This is a genomic window from Streptomyces sp. NPDC093598 (assembly GCF_044764825.1).
In the GTDB taxonomy this organism is placed as follows: Bacteria; Actinomycetota; Actinomycetes; order Streptomycetales; family Streptomycetaceae; genus Streptomyces.
In genome coordinates this window covers 319,788-338,748 of record NZ_JBIWIV010000006.1, presented here as the reverse complement: position 1 = coordinate 338,748, position 18,961 = coordinate 319,788, and the positions used below count along the sequence as shown (strand labels likewise).

The window sequence follows — 18,961 nt, the reverse complement described above, 5'->3', positions numbered from 1 at the left end:
CCAGTACGCGGGTGCCCGCCCGGCACGCCGAGAGCACGCACCGAACGCCGCGGGGCCCGCCCTCCGGGCGAACGACGCGACTTTGCGGACACCCCTAGGGAATCTGCCCCTGCGGCATCGAGAGGAGCATCCTGATGGACTTCGACTTCGGGCCGGAGGACGACGCGTTCCGCAGCGAAGCTCGTGCGTGGCTCGCTGTGCGTGCCGACGGCGTCTCGGACCGCCGTACCTGGGAACGCACCCTCGGTGCAGCCGGCTGGATCGGGCTCGGTTGGGGCGAGGGCGGCTACGGGAACCGCACCGCCGGGCTCACCCGGCAGGTCGTCTGGGCCGAGGAGTACGCGCGGTCGGCCGCGCCCCCGCGCTCCGGGCACATCGGGGAGAACCTGCTCGCCCCCACCCTCATCGCCCACGGCACCGACGAGCAGAAGGCCCGGTTCCTCCCGCCGATCGCCGCCGGGGAGGAACTCTGGTGCCAGGGCTACAGCGAACCCGGCGCCGGATCGGACCTGGCCGGGGTCCGAACCGCGGCCGTGCGCGAGCCGGACGGCCGTGGGTACCGCGTCACCGGGCAGAAGATCTGGACGTCGCTCGCGCACGAGGCGGACTGGTGTTTCGTGCTGGCCAGGACCGAACCCGGCTCGGTGCGGCACCACGGGCTGACGTTCCTGCTCGTCCCCATGGACCAGCCGGGCCGGATCGAGGTCCGCCCCATCCGCCAGTTGACGGGCACCAGCGACTTCAACGAGGTCTTCTTCGACGGCGCGCGCGCGGAGCACGTCGTCGGCGGCGAGGGCAACGGATGGCGCGTCGCGATGAGCCTGCTCGGCTTCGAGCGGGGCGTGTCCACGCTGGCCCAGCAGATCGGGTTCGCCGAGGAACTGGCCGGTGTGGTGCGGGCGGCCGTCGCGTCGGGCGCGGTGCGGGATCCCGTCGTACGGGAGCGGCTCGTGCGGCAGTGGGCCGAGCTGCGGACGATGCGCTGGAACGCCCTGCGCACACTGGGCGGTTCCGGCGACGCGGGTGCCCCGAGCGTGGCCAAGCTGCTGTGGGCGGGCTGGCACCAGCGGCTCGGGGAACTGGCGGTGCTGGTCCGGGGTGCGGCGGCCGGAGTGGGCCCCGCCGACTGGTCCGCCTCGGCACCGTACGAACTGGACGCCGCGCAGCACCTGTTCCTCTTCTCCCGGGCCGACACGATCTACGGCGGCTCGGACCAGATCCAGCGCACGATCATCGCCGAGCGGGTGCTCGGCCTGCCCAGGGAGCCCAAGGGGGCCGTGTGATGCGAGGCGTGATCTTCGACGGGAAGCAGGCCCGGGTCGTGACGGACCTGGAGGTGTGCGAGCCGGGGCCGGGCGAGGTGCGGGTCGCCATCTCGGCGGCCGGGCTGTGCCACAGCGATCTGTCGGTGGTGGACGGGACCATACCCTTCCCGGTTCCGGTGGTGCTGGGCCATGAGGGGGCCGGGGTCGTGGAGGCGGTCGGTGGGGGCGTCACCCATGTCGCGCCCGGGGACCATGTGGCGCTGTCCACCCTGGCGAACTGCGGCACGTGCGCGGAATGCGACCGGGGCCGGCCGACCATGTGCCGGCAGGCCATAGGGCGCCCGGGCCGGCCGTTCGGCCACGGCGGCTCGCCGGTGCACCAGTTCGCGTCCAACTCGGCGTTCGCCGAACTCACGGTCGTCAAGGCCGTACAGGCGGTCCCGATCCCCGACGACATCCCGCTGACGTCGGCGGCGCTCATCGGGTGCGGGGTGCTGACCGGGGTGGGCGCCGTGCTCAACCGGGCGCGGGTGGACCGCGGCGACAGCGTCCTGGTCATCGGGACGGGCGGCATCGGCCTGAACGTGCTCCAGGGGGCCCGGCTCGCGGGCGCCGGGCGGATCGTCGCCGTCGACGCCAACCCGGCGAAGGAGAAGACGGCACGCCGGTTCGGCGCGACCGACTTCCTCACCTCGGCCGAGGGCGTGCGCGACCTCCTGCCCACGGGCGCGGACCACGCCTTCGAGTGCGTCGGCCGCGTGGAGCTGATCCGGCAGGCGATCGACTCCCTGGACCGGCACGGCCAGGCCATCCTGCTCGGGGTCCCGCCCGCCACGGCCGAGGCGTCCTTCCGCGTCTCCTCGATGTACCTCGACAAGTCCATCCTGGGCTGCCGCTACGGCTCCTCCCGCCCCCAGCGGGACATCGCCCTGTACGCCGGGCTGTACCGCCAGGGGCGGCTCCTGCTGGACGAACTGGTCACCCGGACCTACCCGGTCGAGGACTTCGAGAAGGCGGCGGCGGACGCGGAGGCGGGGCGGGTGGCGCGGGCGGTGCTCACCTTCTGAGGGCGGCGGTGTCGTTCTCCGCCCGGAACGTCCGCCGGTAGGCGGTGGGCGTGACGCCGAGGGCGCTCTGGAGGTGCTGGCGCATCGACTGGGCCGTGCCGAAGCCCGCGTCCCGGGCGACCTGGTCGACGGAGCGGTCGGTGGACTCCAGGAGGTGGCGGGCCCGCTCCACGCGCTGCTGGGTGAGCCACTGCCCGGGGCTGACGCCGGTCTCCTCGCGGAAGCGGCGGGTGAAGGTGCGGACCGACATGGACTCCTGGGCGGCCATGTCACGCAGCTGGATCGGCTCGTGGAGGCGGCCCAGGGCCCAGGCGCGGGCCGAGGTCGTGGTGGCCTGCTGCGGGTCGGGCACGGGCCGGTGGATGTACTGCGCCTGCCCGCCGTCGCGGTGCGGCGGTACGACGGTGCGGCGGGCCACGTCGTTGGCGACCACCGCGCCGTGGTCGCGGCGCACCATGTGCAGGCACAGGTCGATGCCGGCCGCGACACCCGCGGAGGTCAGGACGTCGCCGTCATCGATGAACAGGACGTCCGGGTCGACCTCGATCCGCGGGAACAGCCGCTGGAAACGGTCGGCGTCGGCCCAGTGAGTGGTCGCCGGGCGGCCGTCCAGGAGACCGGCGGCGGCGAGGACGTAGACGCCGGTGCAGATCGAGGCGAGCCGGGTGCCGGGGCGGATGCGGGCGAGGGCGGCGGCCAGTTCACCGGTCAGCACGCCCTGCTCGAAGACCGGGCCGAGCTCGTAGGACGCCGGGACGATCACGGTGTCGGCGGTGGCCAGGGTCTCGGGGCCGTGCTCGACCTGGATGGCGAAGTCGGCGTCGGTCTGCACCGGGCCCGGCGGGCGGATCGAGCAGGTGACGACGTCGTACAGCAGGCGCCCCCGGGCGTCCCTGGGGCGGCCGAAGATGCGGTGCGGGATGCCCAACTCGAAGGGGAGCAGGCCGTCGAGGGCGAGGACGACGACGCGGTGCGGGCGGAACTCCGTCTCACGGCTCATGGCCCGATCCTAACGAATGCTGTCCTTCGGGCCACTCGATGGAGTACGCCACAGGTCGCAGGCTCTATGGCGTGACCCAGACAACCGATGCAGCGGCCGTCCAGCAGCCGCCGAAACCGACCCGTGCGCGCGTGCACCGCGCCTGGTTCGTCGCCGCCGTCACCTTCGTGACGATCATCGGCGCCGCCGCCTTCCGTTCCGTGCCGGGCCTGCTCATCGATCCCCTGCACGACGAGTTCGACTGGTCGCGCGGCACGATCGGCGCCGCTGTCTCGGTGAATCTCGCGCTGTACGGTCTGACGGCCCCGTTCGCGGCAGCCCTGATGGACCGCTTCGGCATCCGCCGGGTCGTCGCGGTCGCCCTGACGGTGATCGCGGCCGGTTCCTGGCTCACCGTGTGGATGACCGCGGCCTGGCAGCTGATGCTGTGCTGGGGCCTGCTGGTCGGTCTCGGCTCCGGGTCCATGGCGCTGGCCTTCGCGGCGACCGTCACCAACCGCTGGTTCACCGAGCGGCGCGGCCTGGTCAGCGGCATCCTCACCGCCGCCTCGGCCTCCGGCCAGCTGATCTTCCTGCCCCTGCTGTCCTGGATCATCGACCGGTACGACTGGCGTCCGGCGGCCGTGACGGTCGCCCTCGCCGCCCTCGCGGTCGTGCCGTTCGTGTGGCTCCTGCTGCACGACCACCCGGCGGACGTGGGCCAGAAGCCGTACGGCGCGACGGAGTTCGTACCGAAGCCCGCGCCGGTGCCGGGCGCCGCCCGCCGGGCCGTGACCGTGTTGTTCTCGGCCGCACGCACCGGCCCGTTCTGGCTGCTCGCCGGCACCTTCGCGATCTGCGGCGCCTCGACCAACGGCCTGATCCAGACCCACTTCATCCCCGCGGCCCACGACCACCACATGCCCGTCCAGGCCGCGGCCTCCCTGCTCGCGGTCATCGGCGTCTTCGACGTCGTCGGCACGATCGCCTCCGGCTGGTTCACGGACCGCTTCGAGCCGCGCCGCCTGCTGGCGGTGTACTACGCGCTGCGGGGCGTGTCCCTGATGTTCCTCCCGCTCGTGCTGGGCCCCGCGGTCCATCCCCCGATGATCTTCTTCATCGTCTTCTACGGCCTCGACTGGGTCGCCACCGTCCCGCCCACCCTCGCCCTGTGCCGCGAGCAGTACGGCGAGGACAGCGCGATCGTCTTCGGCTGGGTCCTCGCCTCCCACCAGGTCGGCGCGGCCCTGGTCGCCTTCCTCGGCGGCGTCGCGCGCGACACGTTCGGGTCGTACGACGTGGTGTGGTACGCGTCGGGGGCGTTGTGTGCGGTGGCGGCGTTGATGGCGTTGGTGATCCGGCGGCGGGGCGTGGGGGTGGCGGCCATGGCCTGAGGGCGGGCTGTCGAGTTCCGTCTTCACGCAACGCCGGGCTCGGTGAATGCCCGTCGGCTGTGCTGGAGCAATTCACCCAGGGCGGGGCTGTGCGTGTTCTTCCAGACCAGGGCCAGCAACGCTGGTGTTTCGACGTCGTCGAGGGTGCGGGCGGTGAGTCGGTCGCGGTAGTGCGCGGCCATCGAGTCGCTGAGGACGGCGACGCCGAGCCCGCGGGCGGCGAGGTCGGCGATGGCGTCCGCCGAGCTGGCCTGCAGTGGGATCGCGGGCTGGAGGCTCTGCGCGGCGCAGGCGCGGTCGAATACCGTGCGCAGGCCCGTACCGGTTGGCATGCACACGATGGGGTGGGCGGTCAGATCGCGCAGGGTGACGCGCCGTCGTTTCGCCAGGGGGTGCCCGGCCGGAACCGCCGCGACGAGCCGCTCGCTGATGATCGTCAGCGCGTCCAGCCCGTCTGGCGTGGCGGCTGCGGTCCCGATGAGAGCCAGGTCGATGGCGCCGGCCCGTACGCCCTCGACGAGCCGGTCGGAGTTGTCCTCCAGCAGGGAGATCTCCACACCCGGATGCGCCCGGTGGAAGGTGGCGAGGGCGTCGAACAGCGGCGTCACGGTGCAGCCGATGACCATCCCGACCGTGAGCCGGCCTCGGATCAGGTCGGTGACCTCACCCACCGCTTGGCCGACCGCGTCGGCTGCGGCGAGCGCGGCGCGGGCGTGTTCGAGCGCGGCCTTTCCCGCCACAGTGAGGGTGGCGGTGCGTGCTGAGCGGTGGAACAGCTCGGCGCCGAGTTCGCGTTCCAGCTTGCGGATCTGGGCGCTGACGCCGGACTGGCTGATGTGGACCCGCTCGGCCGCCCGGGTGAAGTTCTGTTCTTCGGCGACGGCGACGAAGTATTCCAGCTGCCTCATTTCCATGACTGCCAATTCTAGTTTCCAGAAGAACCATCTGTTGGACTTCTGACTGGCGGGCGATGAGGCTGGAAAGCGCTGGAAAGCACTGAAGCCCGACGTCAGGAGGTACCCGTGCCGGAGTACGAGAAGGCCATGCGGCCCGAAGACATCACCCGCTTGTTCGTCGAACGCTCCAACGCCGGTGACGCGGCCGGGGTTGCCGCACTGTACGAAGAGGACGCAGTGCTGGCCTACCCGCCCGGCGACCGGACGGTGGGCCGGGAGGCGATCCGTGCGCTGTGGGAAAAGGTGCTGGCCGACCGTCCCCGCTTCGAGCCGGAACTACCGCTGCCGTCGCTGGTCAGCGGCGACATCGCCCTGACCTCGACCCCGCCGAAGGACGGGGCGGGCGCCCGGGCCCAGGTCGTCCGGCGCCAGCCCGACGGAAGCTGGCTGCGCCTGCTCGACCAGCCCGAGTTCGTCCTGCCCGACCGCTGAGCATCGGCTCTGGTGCCGGCACCTGGGCGGGTCGCCCGGTGGGTCATCGGCGCTGTCGGCCGACTGCGGTGGTCAGGGTCAGGTGAACGACACCAAGCGCGCGAGCCGCCCCCTTGCCGCGTATGTCCGGTGCGGTGAAGGGGTCTCGCAGGTGACAGACGTCCGGCCCCGACGTGCTGGGGTGGCACGAGCTTGCGGGAAGTGACCAGCGCCTCCGGAGCATCAGGCCGGTGATCTCGGGCCATGTCCGACCCATCGGTGGCGCACTTCTACGACGAGCTGGCCGACGACTACCACCTGATCCACGCGGACTGGGACGCGAGCATCCGTCGGCAGGGGAACGCCCTGGACGCGCTGATCGGCCAGGAGCGCGCGGCGGTGCTCGACTGCTCCTGCGGCATCGGGACGCAGGCCATCGGCTTGGCGCTGCACGGGCACCGTGTCACCGGGACCGACCTCAGCCCCCGCGCCGCCGCCCGGGCGACCCGTGAGGCCGCCGCCCGGAGCCTGAGTCTGCGCACGGCCGCCGCCGACATGCGGCGCCTGCCGTTTCCCGACGGCCGGTTCGACGCCGTCGTCTGCGCCGACAACTCGCTGCCTCACCTGCTGACGGAGCACGACGTGCACGCCGCCCTGGCCGAGATGCGCCGCGTGCTGCGTCCCGACGGCCTGCTGCTGGTCAGCACTCGTCCCTACGACGACCTGCTGCGCGACCGCCCTGTTTCGACGCCTCCCCAAGTCCACCGGATCGCCGACCGCGCCGACGACGGAGAACGGACCGTGACCTTCCAGCTCTGGCACTGGCAGGACGACGGCGAGCACTACGACCTGGAGCACTTCCAACTCCTCCCCGCAGGCGCGGAATGGCGCGTCAAGGTCCGTCGTACTGCTTACTGGGCGCTCGGCCGGGACCGGCTGGCCGGCCTCGCGGCCAAGGCCGGGTTTGTCGACCCCGGGTGGCGGATGCCGCAGGAGACGGGCTTCTTCCAGCCGCTGCTCGTGGCCCGCACCGGCGAGTAGGCCCTTCCCGCTCAGAGGAGAGTGGCACAGGACCGGCTGGCGGCTGGAACGCCGGAGGTGATCAACACGGTCAGAGGAGTCGCGAGGTCGCGAGGGGAACAAGGTCCGGACCGTCATGGCAGTTGCCGTGGCCGAGGCAGTCCACGTCCAGGGGCCTCCAGTCGCCGACGGCCTGACTCCTCCTACGCGGCATGCTCGCGGGCACCAGGGCGTAGTAGGGGAGGTGATGCGGATCGCGGACGACCGTCTGGACACCCGCCCGCGTCACCCGCGCATGCGGGACACCGGCGATCCGCTGCATGCCGTACGGGCCGCCGAGGTCACCTCGCTGTGGCGGCTGGCCGCCGTCTGATCCGTACGACTCGATCAGCCCGACAGCCGCGCGAAGCGCCCTCGGTGGAAGAGCAGCGGTCCGTCCGGATCGTCCTCGCCCGTGCCGAGGGCGTTCACCCGGCCGACCACGATCAGGTGGTCGCCTCCGGTGTGGACGGCGTGGACGGCGCAGTCGATCCAGGCGACGGCACCCGACAGCCGCGGCGACCCCGTCACCGGCGCCGCGTCGTACGTCACGCCCGCGAACTTGTCCGCGCCGCTGACCGCGAACGCGCGGCAGAGTTCGCCCTGGCCCGCACCGAGGACGTTCACGCAGAAGACCCCTGCCCGGGCGATACGCGGCCACGTCGTCGACGTACGGCCGATCATGAAGGCCACCAGGGGTGGGGCGAGGGAAAGGGACGTGAAGGACTGGCAGGCGAAGCCGGCGGGGGAGTCGCCGTCGGCGGCGGGTGGTGCCGTGATGATCGCCACGCCCGTCGCGAAGGTCCCGAGGACACGGCGGAACTCACGCGGGTCGAGCGGTGCGCGCTCGTCCTCGGCGACACAGCGCAGCTCAGGGCGCGGCAGCGCTTCGACGGGCGCCGGGGCGGGTGTGCGGTTCGACCTGAGGTAGCGGACGGCGGCTTCCGCCATCCCTGCTTGTCCCATCACAAGCAGCATTGAAACTGACGCAGCGTCAGATGGGAAGGGACAGGGGAGGGTCAGCGGCCTTCGAACTCGGCGCCCCGCCGCTCCACGAAGCTCCGTACGCCCTCCTGCGCGTCCGCCGTCGTCATGTTGATCTCCTGCGCGGCGGCCTCGGCGGCGAATGCGGCCGCGCGGTCGGCGTCCAGGGAGGCGTTGACGAGCTGCTTGGTGAGGGCGAGAGCGCGGGTGGGTCCGGCGGCGAGGCGCTCGGCCCACGCGCGGGCCGTCCTGTCCAGGTCCGTGTCCGGGACCACCCGGTTGACGAGGCCGAGGCGTTCGGCGTCCACGGCCGTGAGCGCGTCGCCGAAGAACATCAGCTCCTTCGCCCGCTGCGGCCCGACCAGCCGGGGCAGCAGGTAGGCACCGCCGCCGTCCGGCACCAGTCCTCGCCGGACGAACACCTCGATGAACCGCGCCGACTGAGCGGCCAGTACGAGGTCGCAGGCGAACGCCAGATGCGCGCCGAGGCCGGCCGCCGTGCCGTTCACCGCCGCGATCACCGGCTTCTCACAGTCGAGCACGGCGGCGATCAGACGCTGGGCGCCGGTGCGCAGGGTGCGTGCGACATCCCCGGCGACGCGTTCGCCGGGCAGGGCGGCGCCCCGGAGGTCCGCTCCGGCGCAGAAGCCGCGGCCCGCCCCCGTGATCACGACAGCCCGTACCTCCGCGGTGGCGGACGCCTCCGACAGCAGCCGGACGATCTCCTCGCGCTGTCCGGGCGTGAGGGCGTTGAGGCTCTCGGGCCGGTTGAGGGTGAGGGAGAGGACGTGGTCGCCGGTCGTGTGCAGTACAGCGGCCTGCGACATCAGCGGCACACCGCCAGCGCGTCCAGCGCCACCGCGCCCTGCCCCCGGGGCAGGACCAGCAGCGGGTTGATGTCCAGTTCCGCGAGCTGGTCGCCGAGTTCCAGTGCCATGCGCTGGACCCGCAGGACGACCTCGACCAGCGCGTCCAGATCCGCCGCCGGCCGCCCCCTGACCCCGTCGAGCAGGGCCCGCCCGCGCAGCCCGGCGAGCATGTCCCGCGCCTGCTCCTCCCCGAAGGGCGGCACCCCTACGGCGGTGTCCCGCAGCACCTCGACGAGCACTCCGCCGAGCCCGACCGTCACGGTCGGTCCGAACAGGTCGTCGTGGGCGACACCGACGACCATCTCGACGCCCTGCTCCACCATCTGGCAGACCAGGACGCCGTCCAGGGAGACGTCCTCGTAGCGGGCGATGTCGGTCAGCTCCCGGTAGGCGTCGCGGACCTGGCTGGCCGAGGTCAGCCCGATCTTCACCAGGCCCAGCTCGCTCTTGTGGGCGATCCGGGCGCCGGAGGCCTTCATCACCACCGGGTAACCCACGAGCCCGGCCGCGCGGACGGCCGCCGCCGCGCTGGGCACCAGCTGCTCGCGCGGTACGCGGATGCCGTACGCCCGCAGCAGCTGCTTCGCCGCGTGCTCGCTGAGCTGCCGGCCGGGCTGCATCAGGGCCTGCGCCTTGCGGTAGGACGGCGAAGGAGTGCGCGGGGCCTCGTCGAAGGGGGAGCGGTAGCCGGCGGTGAAGCGGTGGTGCGCGAGGTGGGCGCGGACGGCGGTGAGGCAGTTGCCGACCGTGCGGAAGGTGGCCACGCGGGAGGAACCGAGCAGGACCTCGCGGTAGGCCGGTTCGGTGCCGACCGGCGAACCCCACACCACGCAGACGAGCTTGTCGGTCTGCTCGGCCGCGTCCACCAGGTCGCGGACGAGCCGGTCGCTGAGCGGCGGGAACGGTCCGGTGACCGGGCAGATCAGCACGCCCACGGCGGGATCGTCGAGGATCGCGTCGATGATCTTCCGGCCGCGTTCGTCCCCGACCGGATGCCCGCCGTTGTCGACCGGGTTGGCGACGCTCAGGTACTCGGGTATCCACTGGTGCAGCTCGGCCTGCTTGGCCTCGGACAGGACCGGAAGCCGCAGTCCCGCCTCGGTCGCCAGGTCGGCGACGTGCGCGCCCGTGCCGCCCGAGATCGAGTAGACGACGACCCCGTCGGCGCGTGGCGGCCGGGCCCGGGCCAAGAGGGCGGCGGTGTCCTGGAGTTCGTCGAGCCCGTCGACCCGGATCACGCCGTACTGCCGGAGTGCCGCGTCCACCACCGCGTCCGCGCCGGTCAGCTTGCCGGTGTGGGAGGCGGCCGTGCGGGCGCCGGTCTCGGTACGGCCCACCTTGACGGCGACGACCGGGACTCCGCGCCGGGCGGCCCGGTCGGCGGCGAGCAGGAAGGCACGGCCGTCCTTCAGCCCTTCGAGGTAGCAGGCGATGGCGCCGACCTCGGGCTGTTCGGCGAACCAGGAGAGGAAGTCGGCGCTCTCCAGGTCGGCCTCGTTGCCGGTGGGCGCCCAGTGGGAGAGGCGGATGCCGAGTTCCTGGAGGGCGAAGACGGGGCGGCCCTGGTGGCCGGACTGGGTGATCAACGCGATCGCCGGGCCCGGAAGGTCGTCGCGGAACCGCTCGAAGGCGTTGAGGTTGGTGTTGGGCCCCAGCAGTCGCAGCCCGGACCGCTCGACGGCGGCGGCCAGTCGCCGCTGGGCGGCCTCGCCCTCCGGCCCGGTCTCCGCGAACCCGGACGCGAAGACGACCGCGAACCGCGCCTTGGCATCGGCCAGTTCCTCGATCACCGGGAGGGGATCGCCGACCAGCACCACGGCCAGATCGACCTGCTCGGGCAGGTCGGCCACGGAAGGGGAGCAGGGGATGCCGAAGACGGACGGCCGGCTGGGGTGCACCGGGTACAGCCGGGCGCCGACGCGTTCCGCCCAGTCGGCCAGTTGGCGGGTGACCCCGGTGTGGGGGCGCCCCTCGGCGTCCGAGGCGCCGATCACGGCGACGGACCGGGGGCGGAAGAAGCGGTCCAGGTCGGGTGCGTCGGCGTGCAGCGGGCGGCCGCTGACGTCGACGTCGCCCGCCTGGGCCGGCTTGCCGTGCACGACGGGCCCGGACCGCTCGCCACAGGCGATGGCCCGGGCCCGTCGGGAGTCGGTGGTGAGGGTGCCGTGAGTCGATCCAAGCATCGTTTCCGCCCGCTCCTGTGAGACAGCCGCTAACGAACTGACGCTCTGTCAGATTACTGAACTGATGCGACGCCAGGAACGGTGCGGGCGAGCGAAGTTGTCGAGAGGACCGACCGGAGAATCTCGCCGCGGGGGCGGGATCCTCGGCCCGGCAGCCGGGACACGCTCCCCGAGCCGTTCCTCGCGACGGCCTTCGCGATCTTCACCGCGTCGAGTGCCATCTCGCGGAGGTTGCCGCTGATCGGGTTGGTGAAGCCGGTGAAGTACAGGCCGGGGGCGGTCTTCGGGGTGCGGGCGCCGTGGGTGACGGGCCTGCCGCGGTCGTCGAGGACGTCGAGGTGGCCGACCAGGTCCTCCAGGGCGCGGACGTACCCGGTGGCGGCGATCACGACGTCCGGGGAGATCCGGGTGCCGTCGGCGAGGGCGATCTTGCCGCCGTCCTCGAAGCCGTCCACGGCGGCCACGATCTCCACCCTGCCCTTGCGCACGGCGTCGATCAGGCCGACGTCCTGCACCGGGATGGCCCCCTGCCTCACCCGCGTGTACAGCCCGGTGTCGGGGCGCGGCAGCCCGTGGGCCGACAGGTCGGGCAGGGCCACCCTGGCCTGCACCCGGGAGATCCGGTCGACCAGGCCGACCGGCAGCCGGCGGACCAGGACGCCGCTGTACTGGGCGGCCCAGCCGGCGGTGGAACGGCGCACGATGTGGGGGACGGTGCGCACGGCGAGCCGGACCCGGGAGGCACCGCTCTCCACCAGGTCGAGGGCGATCTCGGCGCCGGTGTTGCCGACGCCGACGACGAGGACGTCCCGGCCGGCGTAGGGCTTGCCGTTGCGGTACTCGCCGGCGTGCAGGAACTCGCCGGTGAAGGCGGAGCGGCCGGGCCAGTCCGGCAGGCGCGGGGTGTGGTTGTAGCCGGTCGCGACGACCACCGCCGCACCGGTCAGCTCCCGGCCGCCGGTGGCGTGCAGCAGCCAGCCCGTGCCGTCGGGCGCGCGTTCGATGCGGGACACCTCGACGCCGGTGACGATCTCGAGGCGGTGGTGCTCGGCGTACTTCTCCAGGTACCGCACCACGTCGTCCCGGGCCACCCACCGCCCGAACCGCCGGGGCATCGGCAGCCCGGGCAGGGCTGAGAGGCGGCGGGTGGTGTGCAGGTGCAGCCGGTCGTAGTGGCGGCGCCAGGACGCCCCGACGCGGTCGGACTTCTCCAGGACGACGGCCCGTATGCCCCGGGCGCGCAGTGCGTACGCGGCGGAGAGCCCGCCGGGGCCGCCGCCGATGACGTAGACGGGGCGGTCGGGTGGGGGTGGCGCGGAGGCGTGTGTGGGGGGTGTGGAGTCGGCCATGAGCGGGAGCGTAATCACGGGACCGCTTGATGGGTCTCGGTCAAGACCGGAATTGGTTTCGGATTGATCACGGCTGTGGGGAGAGGGGAAGGGGCTCGTGGCGCAGAGGGCCTGGTTGTGGCGGGCCGGTGATCGTTTCTGACGTGCGGCGGGGACGGCCTCCGTGACGGGCGGGACGGACGGAGGCCGTGCCGGGCCCCTGGCCGGGGCGGTCTTCTGACGTGCACAGGATTTTGGACGTCCTCGCCGGGTCTTGCGCATCCGAAGATCTGACGTACCGTCAGATCGCATGGACGCGATCTGGCTCACCGGGGCGGAATGGCTGGCCGTGCTGCGGATCGGGCTCGGGCTGTGGTGGCTGGAGAGCTGGCGGCACAAGGACCGCAAGGCCTGGTTCGAACGGGGCACCGGCATCGCGTGGGCGGCCGGCATAGCCGCGAAGCACCGCTGGAGCGCCGTCCGTTCGGGCTTCGAGGCGGCCGTCGCACCGCACCCGCGTGTGATGGCGTACGTCGTCGTCCACGCCGAACTGGCGCTTGGACTGGGCCTGATCAGCGGCTTCCTCACTCCGGTCGCGCTGGTCGGCGGATTCCTCCTCAACGCCCTCTACTTCACGCTCATGGTCCACGACGTCGCCGAGCAGGGGCAGAACTCGATGATGGCGCTGATGTCGGTGGTCGGGCTGTTCGGGATGTCCTGGCAGACGTGGTCGCTGGACAGCGCGCTGGGCCTGTTCTGATGGCCGCCCGCTTCGACCTGCCCGAGCCCGACGCCTTCACGAGGACGTACTGGGACGCGGCCGCCGAGGGCAGGCTCCTGATCCGCCGCTGCGGGGCCTGCGGCCGGGCCCACCACTACCCGCGCGAGTTCTGCCCCCACTGCTGGAGCGAGGACGTGACGTGGGAGACGGCGAGCGGTCGCGCCACGCTCTACACGTGGTCCGTCGTCCACCGCAACGACCTGCCGCCGTTCCCGGACCGCGTGCCGTACGTCGCCGCCGTGGTCGAACTCGCCGAAGGGCCGCGGATGATGACGGAGATCGTGGGGTCCGAGGGGCACCGGGCCGGTGAGGATCCGGAACTGTCGGACGGGGCGGAGCTGGAGGTGGCCTTCCGGGAGGGGATCCCGGTGTTCCGGACGGTGCCCCGGCCCCTGCCGACGCCGTCATCCGAGCCGCACTGACCGGGAGCGGCCGGACGGTGCGGAGGGGCCGCGATCTCCTCGTCACGGCGTACCGAATCCCGCACCACGGGATTGAATGGGACCCATGGCCCCCATACGCGACCGGTCCCGGACCGGCTCCCACCCGGAACTCCACGGCCACGGCCTCCGTCTGCGCCTCTGGGACGCAGGGTCCGGTGCCGACGTCGACACGTGGCTGCGAGGCATGCGGGATCCGGAGTTCCGGCGCTGGAACACCCCGCTGAGGCTCGTCACGGACCGGGCGAGCGCGCGTGAGTCCCTGCTCGCGCGGGCGCAGAGCGCCGTGGAGGGGACGTCGATGTCGTTCCGGGTCGCGGACGCGCGTACCGACGCCCCGCTGGGGCACATCGGCGTCAACGAGATCAAGTACCACCTGAAGGTCGCCCGGGTCGGCTACTGGGTCCTGCCCGAGGCCCGCGGCCAGGGCGTCGCCACCCGGGCCCTGCTGCTCACCGCCCACTGGGCACTGACGGAACTCGGTATGCACCGACTGGAGTTGGATCACGCGGTCGGTCACGACGTGTCGTGCCGGATCGCCGAGCGATGCGGGTTCGCCCAGGAGGGCACCCTGCGCGGCGCGATCTTCCAGGAAGGGCGCCATGACGCGTTCCGGGACGCCCATCTGCACGCACGCCTGGCCACGGATCCTGAGCCGGCGGGCCCGGGCGGAGGCCCGGGCGGGCAGAGCACGGCAGAGTGACGCACCTCACCTCGCATGGGCGATCAGTCCGTCCCACGCCGCCGGTCATACCTGGCGACCGCAGCACCACCGCTGACAAGAGAAGGGACCGGCCGAGATGACCGCACCCGTGAAGGGCCCCGCCAGCTACTTCCCGTCCATCGAGAAGAAGTACGGCCGACCGATCGCCGAGTGGCAGGAGCTCATCCGCACCTCGCCGCTGTCCCGGCACATGGAGCTCGTCACCTGGCTCAAGACCGAACACGGCCTGGGGCACGGCCACGCCAACGCGCTGGTGGCACACACGCTTGCCGAGGGCAGCGCCAAGTGAACCGCCCGGGGGCCCGCAGAAAATCAGGAGTGCCCCGGGCGTCCCGGGCGGCACCATGAACCATGGACACCGACACCTCCACCGCCACGGGCAGGTGGCACCTCACCCATGACGTCGACGACTTCCTGACCCGCGCGGGCGCCTTCCTCCGCTCCCGGCCGGCGCTGCACACCGTGCCGTTGACGGTCACGGAGACGCTGCGGACGCGCGGCCGGTGCGTGTACGGGGAGGAGGCACCGGAGTTCGGCGTACTGGAGCGGGACGGGGCGGTCCGGGCGACCTTCTTCCGCACCCCGCCGCACTGGCTGAACCTCACGGCCCTCACCCCCGAGGACGCCGACACCCTCGCCGCGCGACTGGCCGCCCTCGGCCGCCGCCTGCCCGGGGTGAACGCGCAGTGCGGCACCGCCGCCGCCTTCGCCGAGGCCTGGCAGCGGCACACGGGCGTGACCGCGACCCTCCGCCAGCGCCAGCGGCTCTACCGGCTCGGCACCCTGACCGCGCCCGGACCCGTACCGCCCGGCGGCCCCCGGGTCGCCGTCGCAGCGGACCGCGGGCAACTCATCCGCTGGCATGACGAGTTCAGCGAGGCCGTCGGCCTGGGCACGGCCCGTGACTCCGCCGAGTGGGCGGACGCCCGGATCGCCGGCGGCGGCATCACCTTCTGGGAAACCCCCGACGGCACACCCGTCGCCATGGCAGGCACCAGTCCCCAGGTCGCCGGCCAGGTCCGCGTCGCCCCGGTCTACACCCCGCCCCACCTCCGCGGCCGCGGCTACGCGGGCGCCGCGACGACCGAGGTCAGCCGCGCCGCCCTGGCCGCCGGGGCGGACGAGGTCCTCCTCTTCACAGACCTGGCCAACCCGACCAGCAACGGCCTCTACCAGCGCATCGGATACCGGCCGGTGGCGGACTTCGAGGTGTACGACCTCGCGTAGGAGAGTGACGGGTGTGGCACTGGGGCGATGCACCCCCTAGGCGGCGGCCCGGGGGACCACCCTGATGTTGAACGTGTGGGAGCCCAGGCCGTTCGCGATGCCCATGAAGAGCAGGGCGAAGTGTTCCTGGCCGCGGGCCGTGGTGATGTCGCCGATGTCCAGGTGGGACGAGGGGGGCCAGCCGAGGTCGGTGAGCAGGCGGCCGGTGGTCTGCTTGGCCTGGGGGTCGTCGCCGGAGAGGAAGACGGTGGTCGGGCCGGCCAGGCCGTCGGGCGCGATCATCGCGGTCGAGTCCATGGTGCACAGCGTCTTGACGACGGGCGTCTGCGGGAAGGCCTCCTGGATCCGCTCGGCCAGGCTGCTGTTGGGGTGCGCGAGCTCGGTGTAGTCGTCGGAGAGCCCCACCCCGACGTCGATCAGCAGTGTGCCGGCCAGGGCGGGTGCCCCGATGGAGCGGAGCACGTCCAGGGAGACGGTCCCCGGGGTCGCGTTGACCAGCACCTCCGCATGGGCCGCTGTCTCGTTCAGACCTGCCACGGGCAGACCCAGGTCCGTTCGTTCCCCGGGCTTCCGCGAGCCGAGGAGTACGTCGTGTCCTGCCGCCCTCCAGCCGTGGGCCAGAGCGCGGGCGACGTTGCCGGTGCCGAGAAGTCCTATACGCATGGTGCGACGCTAACCGGCGACGCGCTCCCGCGGATCGGGCCCGGGGCCCGACTACCCCGTACCGAAGGCCTAGTTCCCAAGTCGCCCGCCGCCGATAGGGCGCCCCCTCACGGCCACAGCAGCTCCCGCGACCACCTCTCCCCGGCGGCCTCCTGCCCCTCCCGCCGGTAGCGGAGCCGGACGTGTCGTCGTCGCTCGTCGCCCTGGAAGAACTCCACCTCCTCGGCCCGCAGCCGGTACAGCGTCCAGGACGGCACCGGCGCCTCCGGCTCCCGTGACGCCCGTTCCCACGCCGACTCCGAGGCCCGGGCGAGGTCGTCCAGCGAGGGAAGCACCTCGCTCTGCCGCCCGGTCAGCGCCGCCGCCAGCGCACCCGTCGAGCGGGCGTGCAGGTCGCCCTGGGCCTCCTCGGACGGGGCCGCCGACACCGGGCCGCGTACCCGGACCTGGCGGCCCAGCACCGGCCAGTAGAAGCCGAGCGCGGCGTACGGCCGCCCGGCGAGGTGCCGGCCCTTGCGGCTGCCGGCGTGGGAGGCGAAGGACCAGCCGCCGGCGTCCGCGCCGTGCAGCATCACGATCCGCACGTCGGGCAGGCCCGACTCGTCCGAGGTCGCCAGCGACATGGTGTGCGGCTCGGTCTGGCCGGCCGCCACCGCCGCCGCGAACCACTCGGCGAAGAGGGGCAGGGGAGCGGCCGGGGCGGTGGCCGGCTCGAAGGAGGGCAGGTTCGTGACCTCCGGGTCCCAGACCCGCAGTGACCTCAGCAGCTCGTGAAGATCGGATGCCATGCCTCGATTGTCACCGGCCCCGGCACCTCCCGGCACCTCCCGGAGCCCTCGTGGTCACACCTGCCCCAGGTCCGACGACACCCACCGCTCCGGCCGCATCCGCAGCACCAGTTGCTCACCGTGGTTCGTCCAGGCGGAGTCCACATAGCCGTCGACCTTCTCGGCCGGGAGGTAGCGCGCCGAGATCTCCCGGAGCTGTTCGAGAGTGGCGGGCGCCGAGCCGACGACCGGGCCCTCCACCGACACGTACCGGATGGTGGGCTCCAGCCGGTCCACCATCAGCGAGAACCGGCCCGCCGCGCTGATCAGCTCGTTCTTGCGGGAGTCCCGGCCGGTCATGATCCAGATCTCGCCGCCGGGCTCGTACTGGTACCAGATCGGCACCGTCAGGGGCGCGCGGCCCGCCCCCGCGTCGACCGCGAGCGCCGCGATGTGCGGCTCGGACAGGAACTGTTCACGCTCTTCGCGGGTCAGGGCCATTCCGGTCTCCTTCGACAGGGTGGTCGGCTTGTGGAGCGGTACAACGCCCTTGCGGCCACCGGCTGTTCCCCGGGCCGCCCCCAGCGGCGGGCCGGCCCTCACCCCGCACCCAGCACCACCGTCCCCGACGAGCAGAACCAGCCCCCCGTCCCCGAGGCCACCGCCAGCCCGGGCAGTGAGCCGTCGCCCCGCCGCACCTGCCGCTCCCCGCAGTCCCCGCGCAGCTGCCGCACGGCCTCCACCAGCAGGAACAGGCCCCGCATCCCGGGATGCTGCGCCGAAAGACCACCCCCGTCGGTGTTCACCGGCAGCTCACCGCCCTCGACCCTGAGCCGTCCCCTCTCCACGAACGCCCCGCCCTCGCCCTTCCCGCAGAAGCCGAGGTCCTCGAGCGTCACCAGGGTCATATAGGTGAACGCGTCGTAGATCTCGGCGAAGTCGATCTCCGACGGCCGTACACCCGCCCGCTCGAACGCCAGCCGCCCGCTCACCGCCGCCGGTGAGACCGTGAAGTCCGGCCACTCGGACATCGCCGCGTGCGAGACGGACTCCCCGGTCCCCAGCACCCACACCGGCGCCGTCCGGCAGTCCCGTACGTACTCCTGCGCCGCCAGCAGCACCGCCGCCCCGCCGTCGGAACGGACACAGCAGTGCAGCTTGGTGAAGGGGTCCGCGATCATGGGCCCGGCCAGGACCTCGTCGACCGTGACCGGAGTGCGGAACATCGCCTCCGGGTTGCGGGCCGCGTTGGCCCGGGCCTGCACCGCCACCTCCGCCAGCTGCTCGATCGTCGTGCCGAACTCGATCATGTGGCGGCGGGCCGACATGGCGTACTTGGCGATCAGGGTGTGGCCGTAGGGGACTTCGAATTGCGAGGGGCCTCGCGTGCCGAAGGACAGCGTCCCGGTGCGCCGGCCGGCCTTGACGTCCGCCCGGGCCGTCGAGCCGTAGACGAGCAGCACCGCGCGGGCGTGCCCGGCCGCGATCGCGTCCGCCGCGTGGGCCGCCATGACCTCCCAGGTGGAGCCGCCCACGGAGGTGGAGTCGACCCAGGTGGGGCGCAGGCCCAGGTACTCCGCGACCTCGACGGGAGCCAGCGTGCCGAGGCCCGCCGAGGCGAAGCCGTCGACCAGCGACCGGTCCAGGCCCGCGTCGGCCAGGGCGCGGCGGGCCGCCTGGGCGTGCAGTGCGTAGGGGGTCGCGTCGTCCACGCGGCCGCAGTCCGAGAGGGCCACGCCGACGACGGCCACTTTCCTCCGGGGCACCATAAATCTGACGGTACATCAGACAAGTGCGGGCGCGGCAGGGCTCTGGGCTTCCCTGTCACTCGGCCCTAATATGACGCACCGTCAGATGCGGAGAG

21 protein-coding genes are annotated in these 18,961 nt (G+C 72.7%); 11 read left to right on the top strand and 10 right to left on the bottom strand.

The genetic code is table 11. From position 1 onward, the window contains the following. Positions 1–134 precede the first annotated feature (134 nt). Together ACIRDU_RS21600 and ACIRDU_RS21595 are read left to right on the top strand one after the other, a co-directional pair. A complete protein-coding gene (locus ACIRDU_RS21600; protein ID WP_403581748.1) occupies positions 135–1,283 on the top strand; it encodes an acyl-CoA dehydrogenase family protein in 1,149 nt (382 codons plus the stop codon). Further along, on the top strand, positions 1,283–2,332 hold the full coding sequence (locus ACIRDU_RS21595; RefSeq protein ID WP_403581746.1) for a Zn-dependent alcohol dehydrogenase: 1,050 nt from the start codon (positions 1,283–1,285) through the stop codon (positions 2,330–2,332). The genes ACIRDU_RS21600 and ACIRDU_RS21595 overlap by 1 nt, the downstream gene beginning before the upstream one ends. Here the strand turns inward: ACIRDU_RS21595 and ACIRDU_RS21590 are convergent. After that, positions 2,322–3,332 (bottom strand): GlxA family transcriptional regulator, encoded by a 1,011-nt coding sequence (locus ACIRDU_RS21590; protein WP_403581744.1) that lies wholly within the window; start codon positions 3,330–3,332, stop codon positions 2,322–2,324. The genes ACIRDU_RS21595 and ACIRDU_RS21590 overlap by 11 nt on opposite strands. Positions 3,333–3,403: 71 nt before the next feature. Between ACIRDU_RS21590 and ACIRDU_RS21585 the strand changes: the two genes are divergently transcribed. Next, complete coding sequence (locus ACIRDU_RS21585; protein WP_403581742.1) at positions 3,404–4,705, top strand: MFS transporter; 1,302 nt, start codon at positions 3,404–3,406, stop codon at positions 4,703–4,705. A gap of 23 nt (positions 4,706–4,728) precedes the next feature. Here ACIRDU_RS21585 and ACIRDU_RS21580 read toward each other — a convergent pair whose 3' ends face one another. Beyond that, entirely contained in the window at positions 4,729–5,619 is an 891-nt protein-coding gene (locus ACIRDU_RS21580; RefSeq protein ID WP_403581741.1) for a LysR family transcriptional regulator, read from the bottom strand. A gap of 108 nt (positions 5,620–5,727) precedes the next feature. Here ACIRDU_RS21580 and ACIRDU_RS21575 point away from each other — a divergent pair, with 108 nt between their 5' ends. The 3 genes from ACIRDU_RS21575 (at position 5,728) to ACIRDU_RS21565 (ending at position 7,465) form a co-directional block, all read left to right on the top strand. Then, positions 5,728–6,093, top strand: coding sequence for a YybH family protein (locus ACIRDU_RS21575; protein ID WP_403581739.1), 366 nt, complete (start codon positions 5,728–5,730; stop codon positions 6,091–6,093). Between the two features lie 243 nt (positions 6,094–6,336). Continuing rightward, positions 6,337–7,113 (top strand): class I SAM-dependent methyltransferase, encoded by a 777-nt coding sequence (locus ACIRDU_RS21570; protein WP_403581737.1) that lies wholly within the window; start codon positions 6,337–6,339, stop codon positions 7,111–7,113. A 226-nt stretch (positions 7,114–7,339) separates the two neighbouring features. Continuing rightward, positions 7,340–7,465 carry a hypothetical protein gene (locus tag ACIRDU_RS21565; protein WP_403581763.1) on the top strand — a complete coding sequence of 42 codons (126 nt, stop codon included), beginning with the start codon at positions 7,340–7,342 and terminating at the stop codon, positions 7,463–7,465. 14 nt (positions 7,466–7,479) lie between these two features. Here ACIRDU_RS21565 and ACIRDU_RS21560 read toward each other — a convergent pair whose 3' ends face one another. From ACIRDU_RS21560 to ACIRDU_RS21545, 4 genes are read right to left on the bottom strand one after another with little or no spacing between them, the layout of a single operon-like run. Further along, positions 7,480–8,097 carry a flavin reductase family protein gene (locus tag ACIRDU_RS21560; protein WP_403581735.1) on the bottom strand — a complete coding sequence of 206 codons (618 nt, stop codon included), beginning with the start codon at positions 8,095–8,097 and terminating at the stop codon, positions 7,480–7,482. 53 nt (positions 8,098–8,150) lie between these two features. Beyond that, positions 8,151–8,942, bottom strand: coding sequence for an enoyl-CoA hydratase/isomerase family protein (locus ACIRDU_RS21555; protein WP_403581734.1), 792 nt, complete (start codon positions 8,940–8,942; stop codon positions 8,151–8,153). After that, positions 8,942–11,167, bottom strand: a complete 2,226-nt coding sequence (locus ACIRDU_RS21550) for an acetate--CoA ligase family protein (protein ID WP_403581732.1) — start codon at positions 11,165–11,167, stop codon at positions 8,942–8,944. The genes ACIRDU_RS21555 and ACIRDU_RS21550 overlap by 1 nt, the downstream gene beginning before the upstream one ends. Before the next feature lie 53 nt (positions 11,168–11,220). Then, complete coding sequence (locus ACIRDU_RS21545) at positions 11,221–12,516, bottom strand: flavin-containing monooxygenase (protein WP_403581730.1); 1,296 nt, start codon at positions 12,514–12,516, stop codon at positions 11,221–11,223. Between the two features lie 289 nt (positions 12,517–12,805). On the opposite strand from ACIRDU_RS21545, the gene ACIRDU_RS21540 reads away from it, so the two are divergent. From ACIRDU_RS21540 to ACIRDU_RS21520, 5 genes are all read left to right on the top strand, one after another. After that, on the top strand, positions 12,806–13,255 hold the full coding sequence (locus ACIRDU_RS21540; protein ID WP_403581728.1) for a DoxX family protein: 450 nt from the start codon (positions 12,806–12,808) through the stop codon (positions 13,253–13,255). Next, positions 13,255–13,698, top strand: coding sequence for a Zn-ribbon domain-containing OB-fold protein (locus tag ACIRDU_RS21535; protein WP_403581727.1), 444 nt, complete (start codon positions 13,255–13,257; stop codon positions 13,696–13,698). Before ACIRDU_RS21540 ends, ACIRDU_RS21535 begins: the two co-directional genes overlap by 1 nt. An 85-nt stretch (positions 13,699–13,783) precedes the next feature. Then, a complete protein-coding gene (locus ACIRDU_RS21530) occupies positions 13,784–14,419 on the top strand; it encodes a GNAT family N-acetyltransferase (protein WP_403581726.1) in 636 nt (211 codons plus the stop codon). A gap of 97 nt (positions 14,420–14,516) precedes the next feature. Beyond that, complete coding sequence (locus tag ACIRDU_RS21525; RefSeq protein WP_403581725.1) at positions 14,517–14,729, top strand: DUF4287 domain-containing protein; 213 nt, start codon at positions 14,517–14,519, stop codon at positions 14,727–14,729. A gap of 62 nt (positions 14,730–14,791) precedes the next feature. Then, the gene (locus ACIRDU_RS21520) at positions 14,792–15,667 is read left to right on the top strand and encodes a GNAT family N-acetyltransferase (RefSeq protein ID WP_403581723.1); all 876 of its coding nucleotides are present in this window, start codon (positions 14,792–14,794) and stop codon (positions 15,665–15,667) included. A gap of 36 nt (positions 15,668–15,703) precedes the next feature. On the opposite strand, the gene ACIRDU_RS21515 is transcribed toward ACIRDU_RS21520, so the two are convergent. From ACIRDU_RS21515 to ACIRDU_RS21500, 4 genes are all read right to left on the bottom strand, one after another. Then, positions 15,704–16,330: an NADPH-dependent F420 reductase gene (locus ACIRDU_RS21515; protein ID WP_403581721.1), complete on the bottom strand. Its 627-nt coding sequence runs from the start codon at positions 16,328–16,330 to the stop codon at positions 15,704–15,706. A 107-nt stretch (positions 16,331–16,437) separates the two neighbouring features. Further along, the gene (locus tag ACIRDU_RS21510; protein ID WP_403581719.1) at positions 16,438–17,118 is read right to left on the bottom strand and encodes a pyridoxal 5'-phosphate synthase; all 681 of its coding nucleotides are present in this window, start codon (positions 17,116–17,118) and stop codon (positions 16,438–16,440) included. 54 nt (positions 17,119–17,172) lie between these two features. Next, entirely contained in the window at positions 17,173–17,598 is a 426-nt protein-coding gene (locus ACIRDU_RS21505; RefSeq protein WP_403581718.1) for a pyridoxamine 5'-phosphate oxidase family protein, read from the bottom strand. A 98-nt stretch (positions 17,599–17,696) separates the two neighbouring features. Next, positions 17,697–18,866: a thiolase C-terminal domain-containing protein gene (locus ACIRDU_RS21500; protein ID WP_403581716.1), complete on the bottom strand. Its 1,170-nt coding sequence runs from the start codon at positions 18,864–18,866 to the stop codon at positions 17,697–17,699. Positions 18,867–18,961: the final 95 nt, after the last annotated feature.

Coding starts and splice junctions, on each gene's coding strand:
- ACIRDU_RS21600 (WP_403581748.1), top strand. CDS start 135: ATGGACTTCGACTTCGGGCCGGAGGACGACGCGTTCCGCAGCGAAGCT.
- ACIRDU_RS21595 (WP_403581746.1), top strand. CDS start 1,283: ATGCGAGGCGTGATCTTCGACGGGAAGCAGGCCCGGGTCGTGACGGAC.
- ACIRDU_RS21590 (WP_403581744.1), bottom strand. CDS start 3,332: ATGAGCCGTGAGACGGAGTTCCGCCCGCACCGCGTCGTCGTCCTCGCC.
- ACIRDU_RS21580 (WP_403581741.1), bottom strand. CDS start 5,619: ATGGAAATGAGGCAGCTGGAATACTTCGTCGCCGTCGCCGAAGAACAG.
- ACIRDU_RS21570 (WP_403581737.1), top strand. CDS start 6,337: ATGTCCGACCCATCGGTGGCGCACTTCTACGACGAGCTGGCCGACGAC.
- ACIRDU_RS21565 (WP_403581763.1), top strand. CDS start 7,340: ATGCGGATCGCGGACGACCGTCTGGACACCCGCCCGCGTCACCCGCGC.
- ACIRDU_RS21560 (WP_403581735.1), bottom strand. CDS start 8,097: ATGGGACAAGCAGGGATGGCGGAAGCCGCCGTCCGCTACCTCAGGTCG.
- ACIRDU_RS21555 (WP_403581734.1), bottom strand. CDS start 8,942: ATGTCGCAGGCCGCTGTACTGCACACGACCGGCGACCACGTCCTCTCC.
- ACIRDU_RS21550 (WP_403581732.1), bottom strand. CDS start 11,167: ATGCTTGGATCGACTCACGGCACCCTCACCACCGACTCCCGACGGGCC.
- ACIRDU_RS21545 (WP_403581730.1), bottom strand. CDS start 12,516: ATGGCCGACTCCACACCCCCCACACACGCCTCCGCGCCACCCCCACCC.
- ACIRDU_RS21540 (WP_403581728.1), top strand. CDS start 12,806: ATGGACGCGATCTGGCTCACCGGGGCGGAATGGCTGGCCGTGCTGCGG.
- ACIRDU_RS21535 (WP_403581727.1), top strand. CDS start 13,255: ATGGCCGCCCGCTTCGACCTGCCCGAGCCCGACGCCTTCACGAGGACG.
- ACIRDU_RS21530 (WP_403581726.1), top strand. CDS start 13,784: ATGGCCCCCATACGCGACCGGTCCCGGACCGGCTCCCACCCGGAACTC.
- ACIRDU_RS21525 (WP_403581725.1), top strand. CDS start 14,517: ATGACCGCACCCGTGAAGGGCCCCGCCAGCTACTTCCCGTCCATCGAG.
- ACIRDU_RS21520 (WP_403581723.1), top strand. CDS start 14,792: ATGGACACCGACACCTCCACCGCCACGGGCAGGTGGCACCTCACCCAT.
- ACIRDU_RS21515 (WP_403581721.1), bottom strand. CDS start 16,330: ATGCGTATAGGACTTCTCGGCACCGGCAACGTCGCCCGCGCTCTGGCC.
- ACIRDU_RS21510 (WP_403581719.1), bottom strand. CDS start 17,118: ATGGCATCCGATCTTCACGAGCTGCTGAGGTCACTGCGGGTCTGGGAC.
- ACIRDU_RS21505 (WP_403581718.1), bottom strand. CDS start 17,598: ATGGCCCTGACCCGCGAAGAGCGTGAACAGTTCCTGTCCGAGCCGCAC.
- ACIRDU_RS21500 (WP_403581716.1), bottom strand. CDS start 18,866: ATGGTGCCCCGGAGGAAAGTGGCCGTCGTCGGCGTGGCCCTCTCGGAC.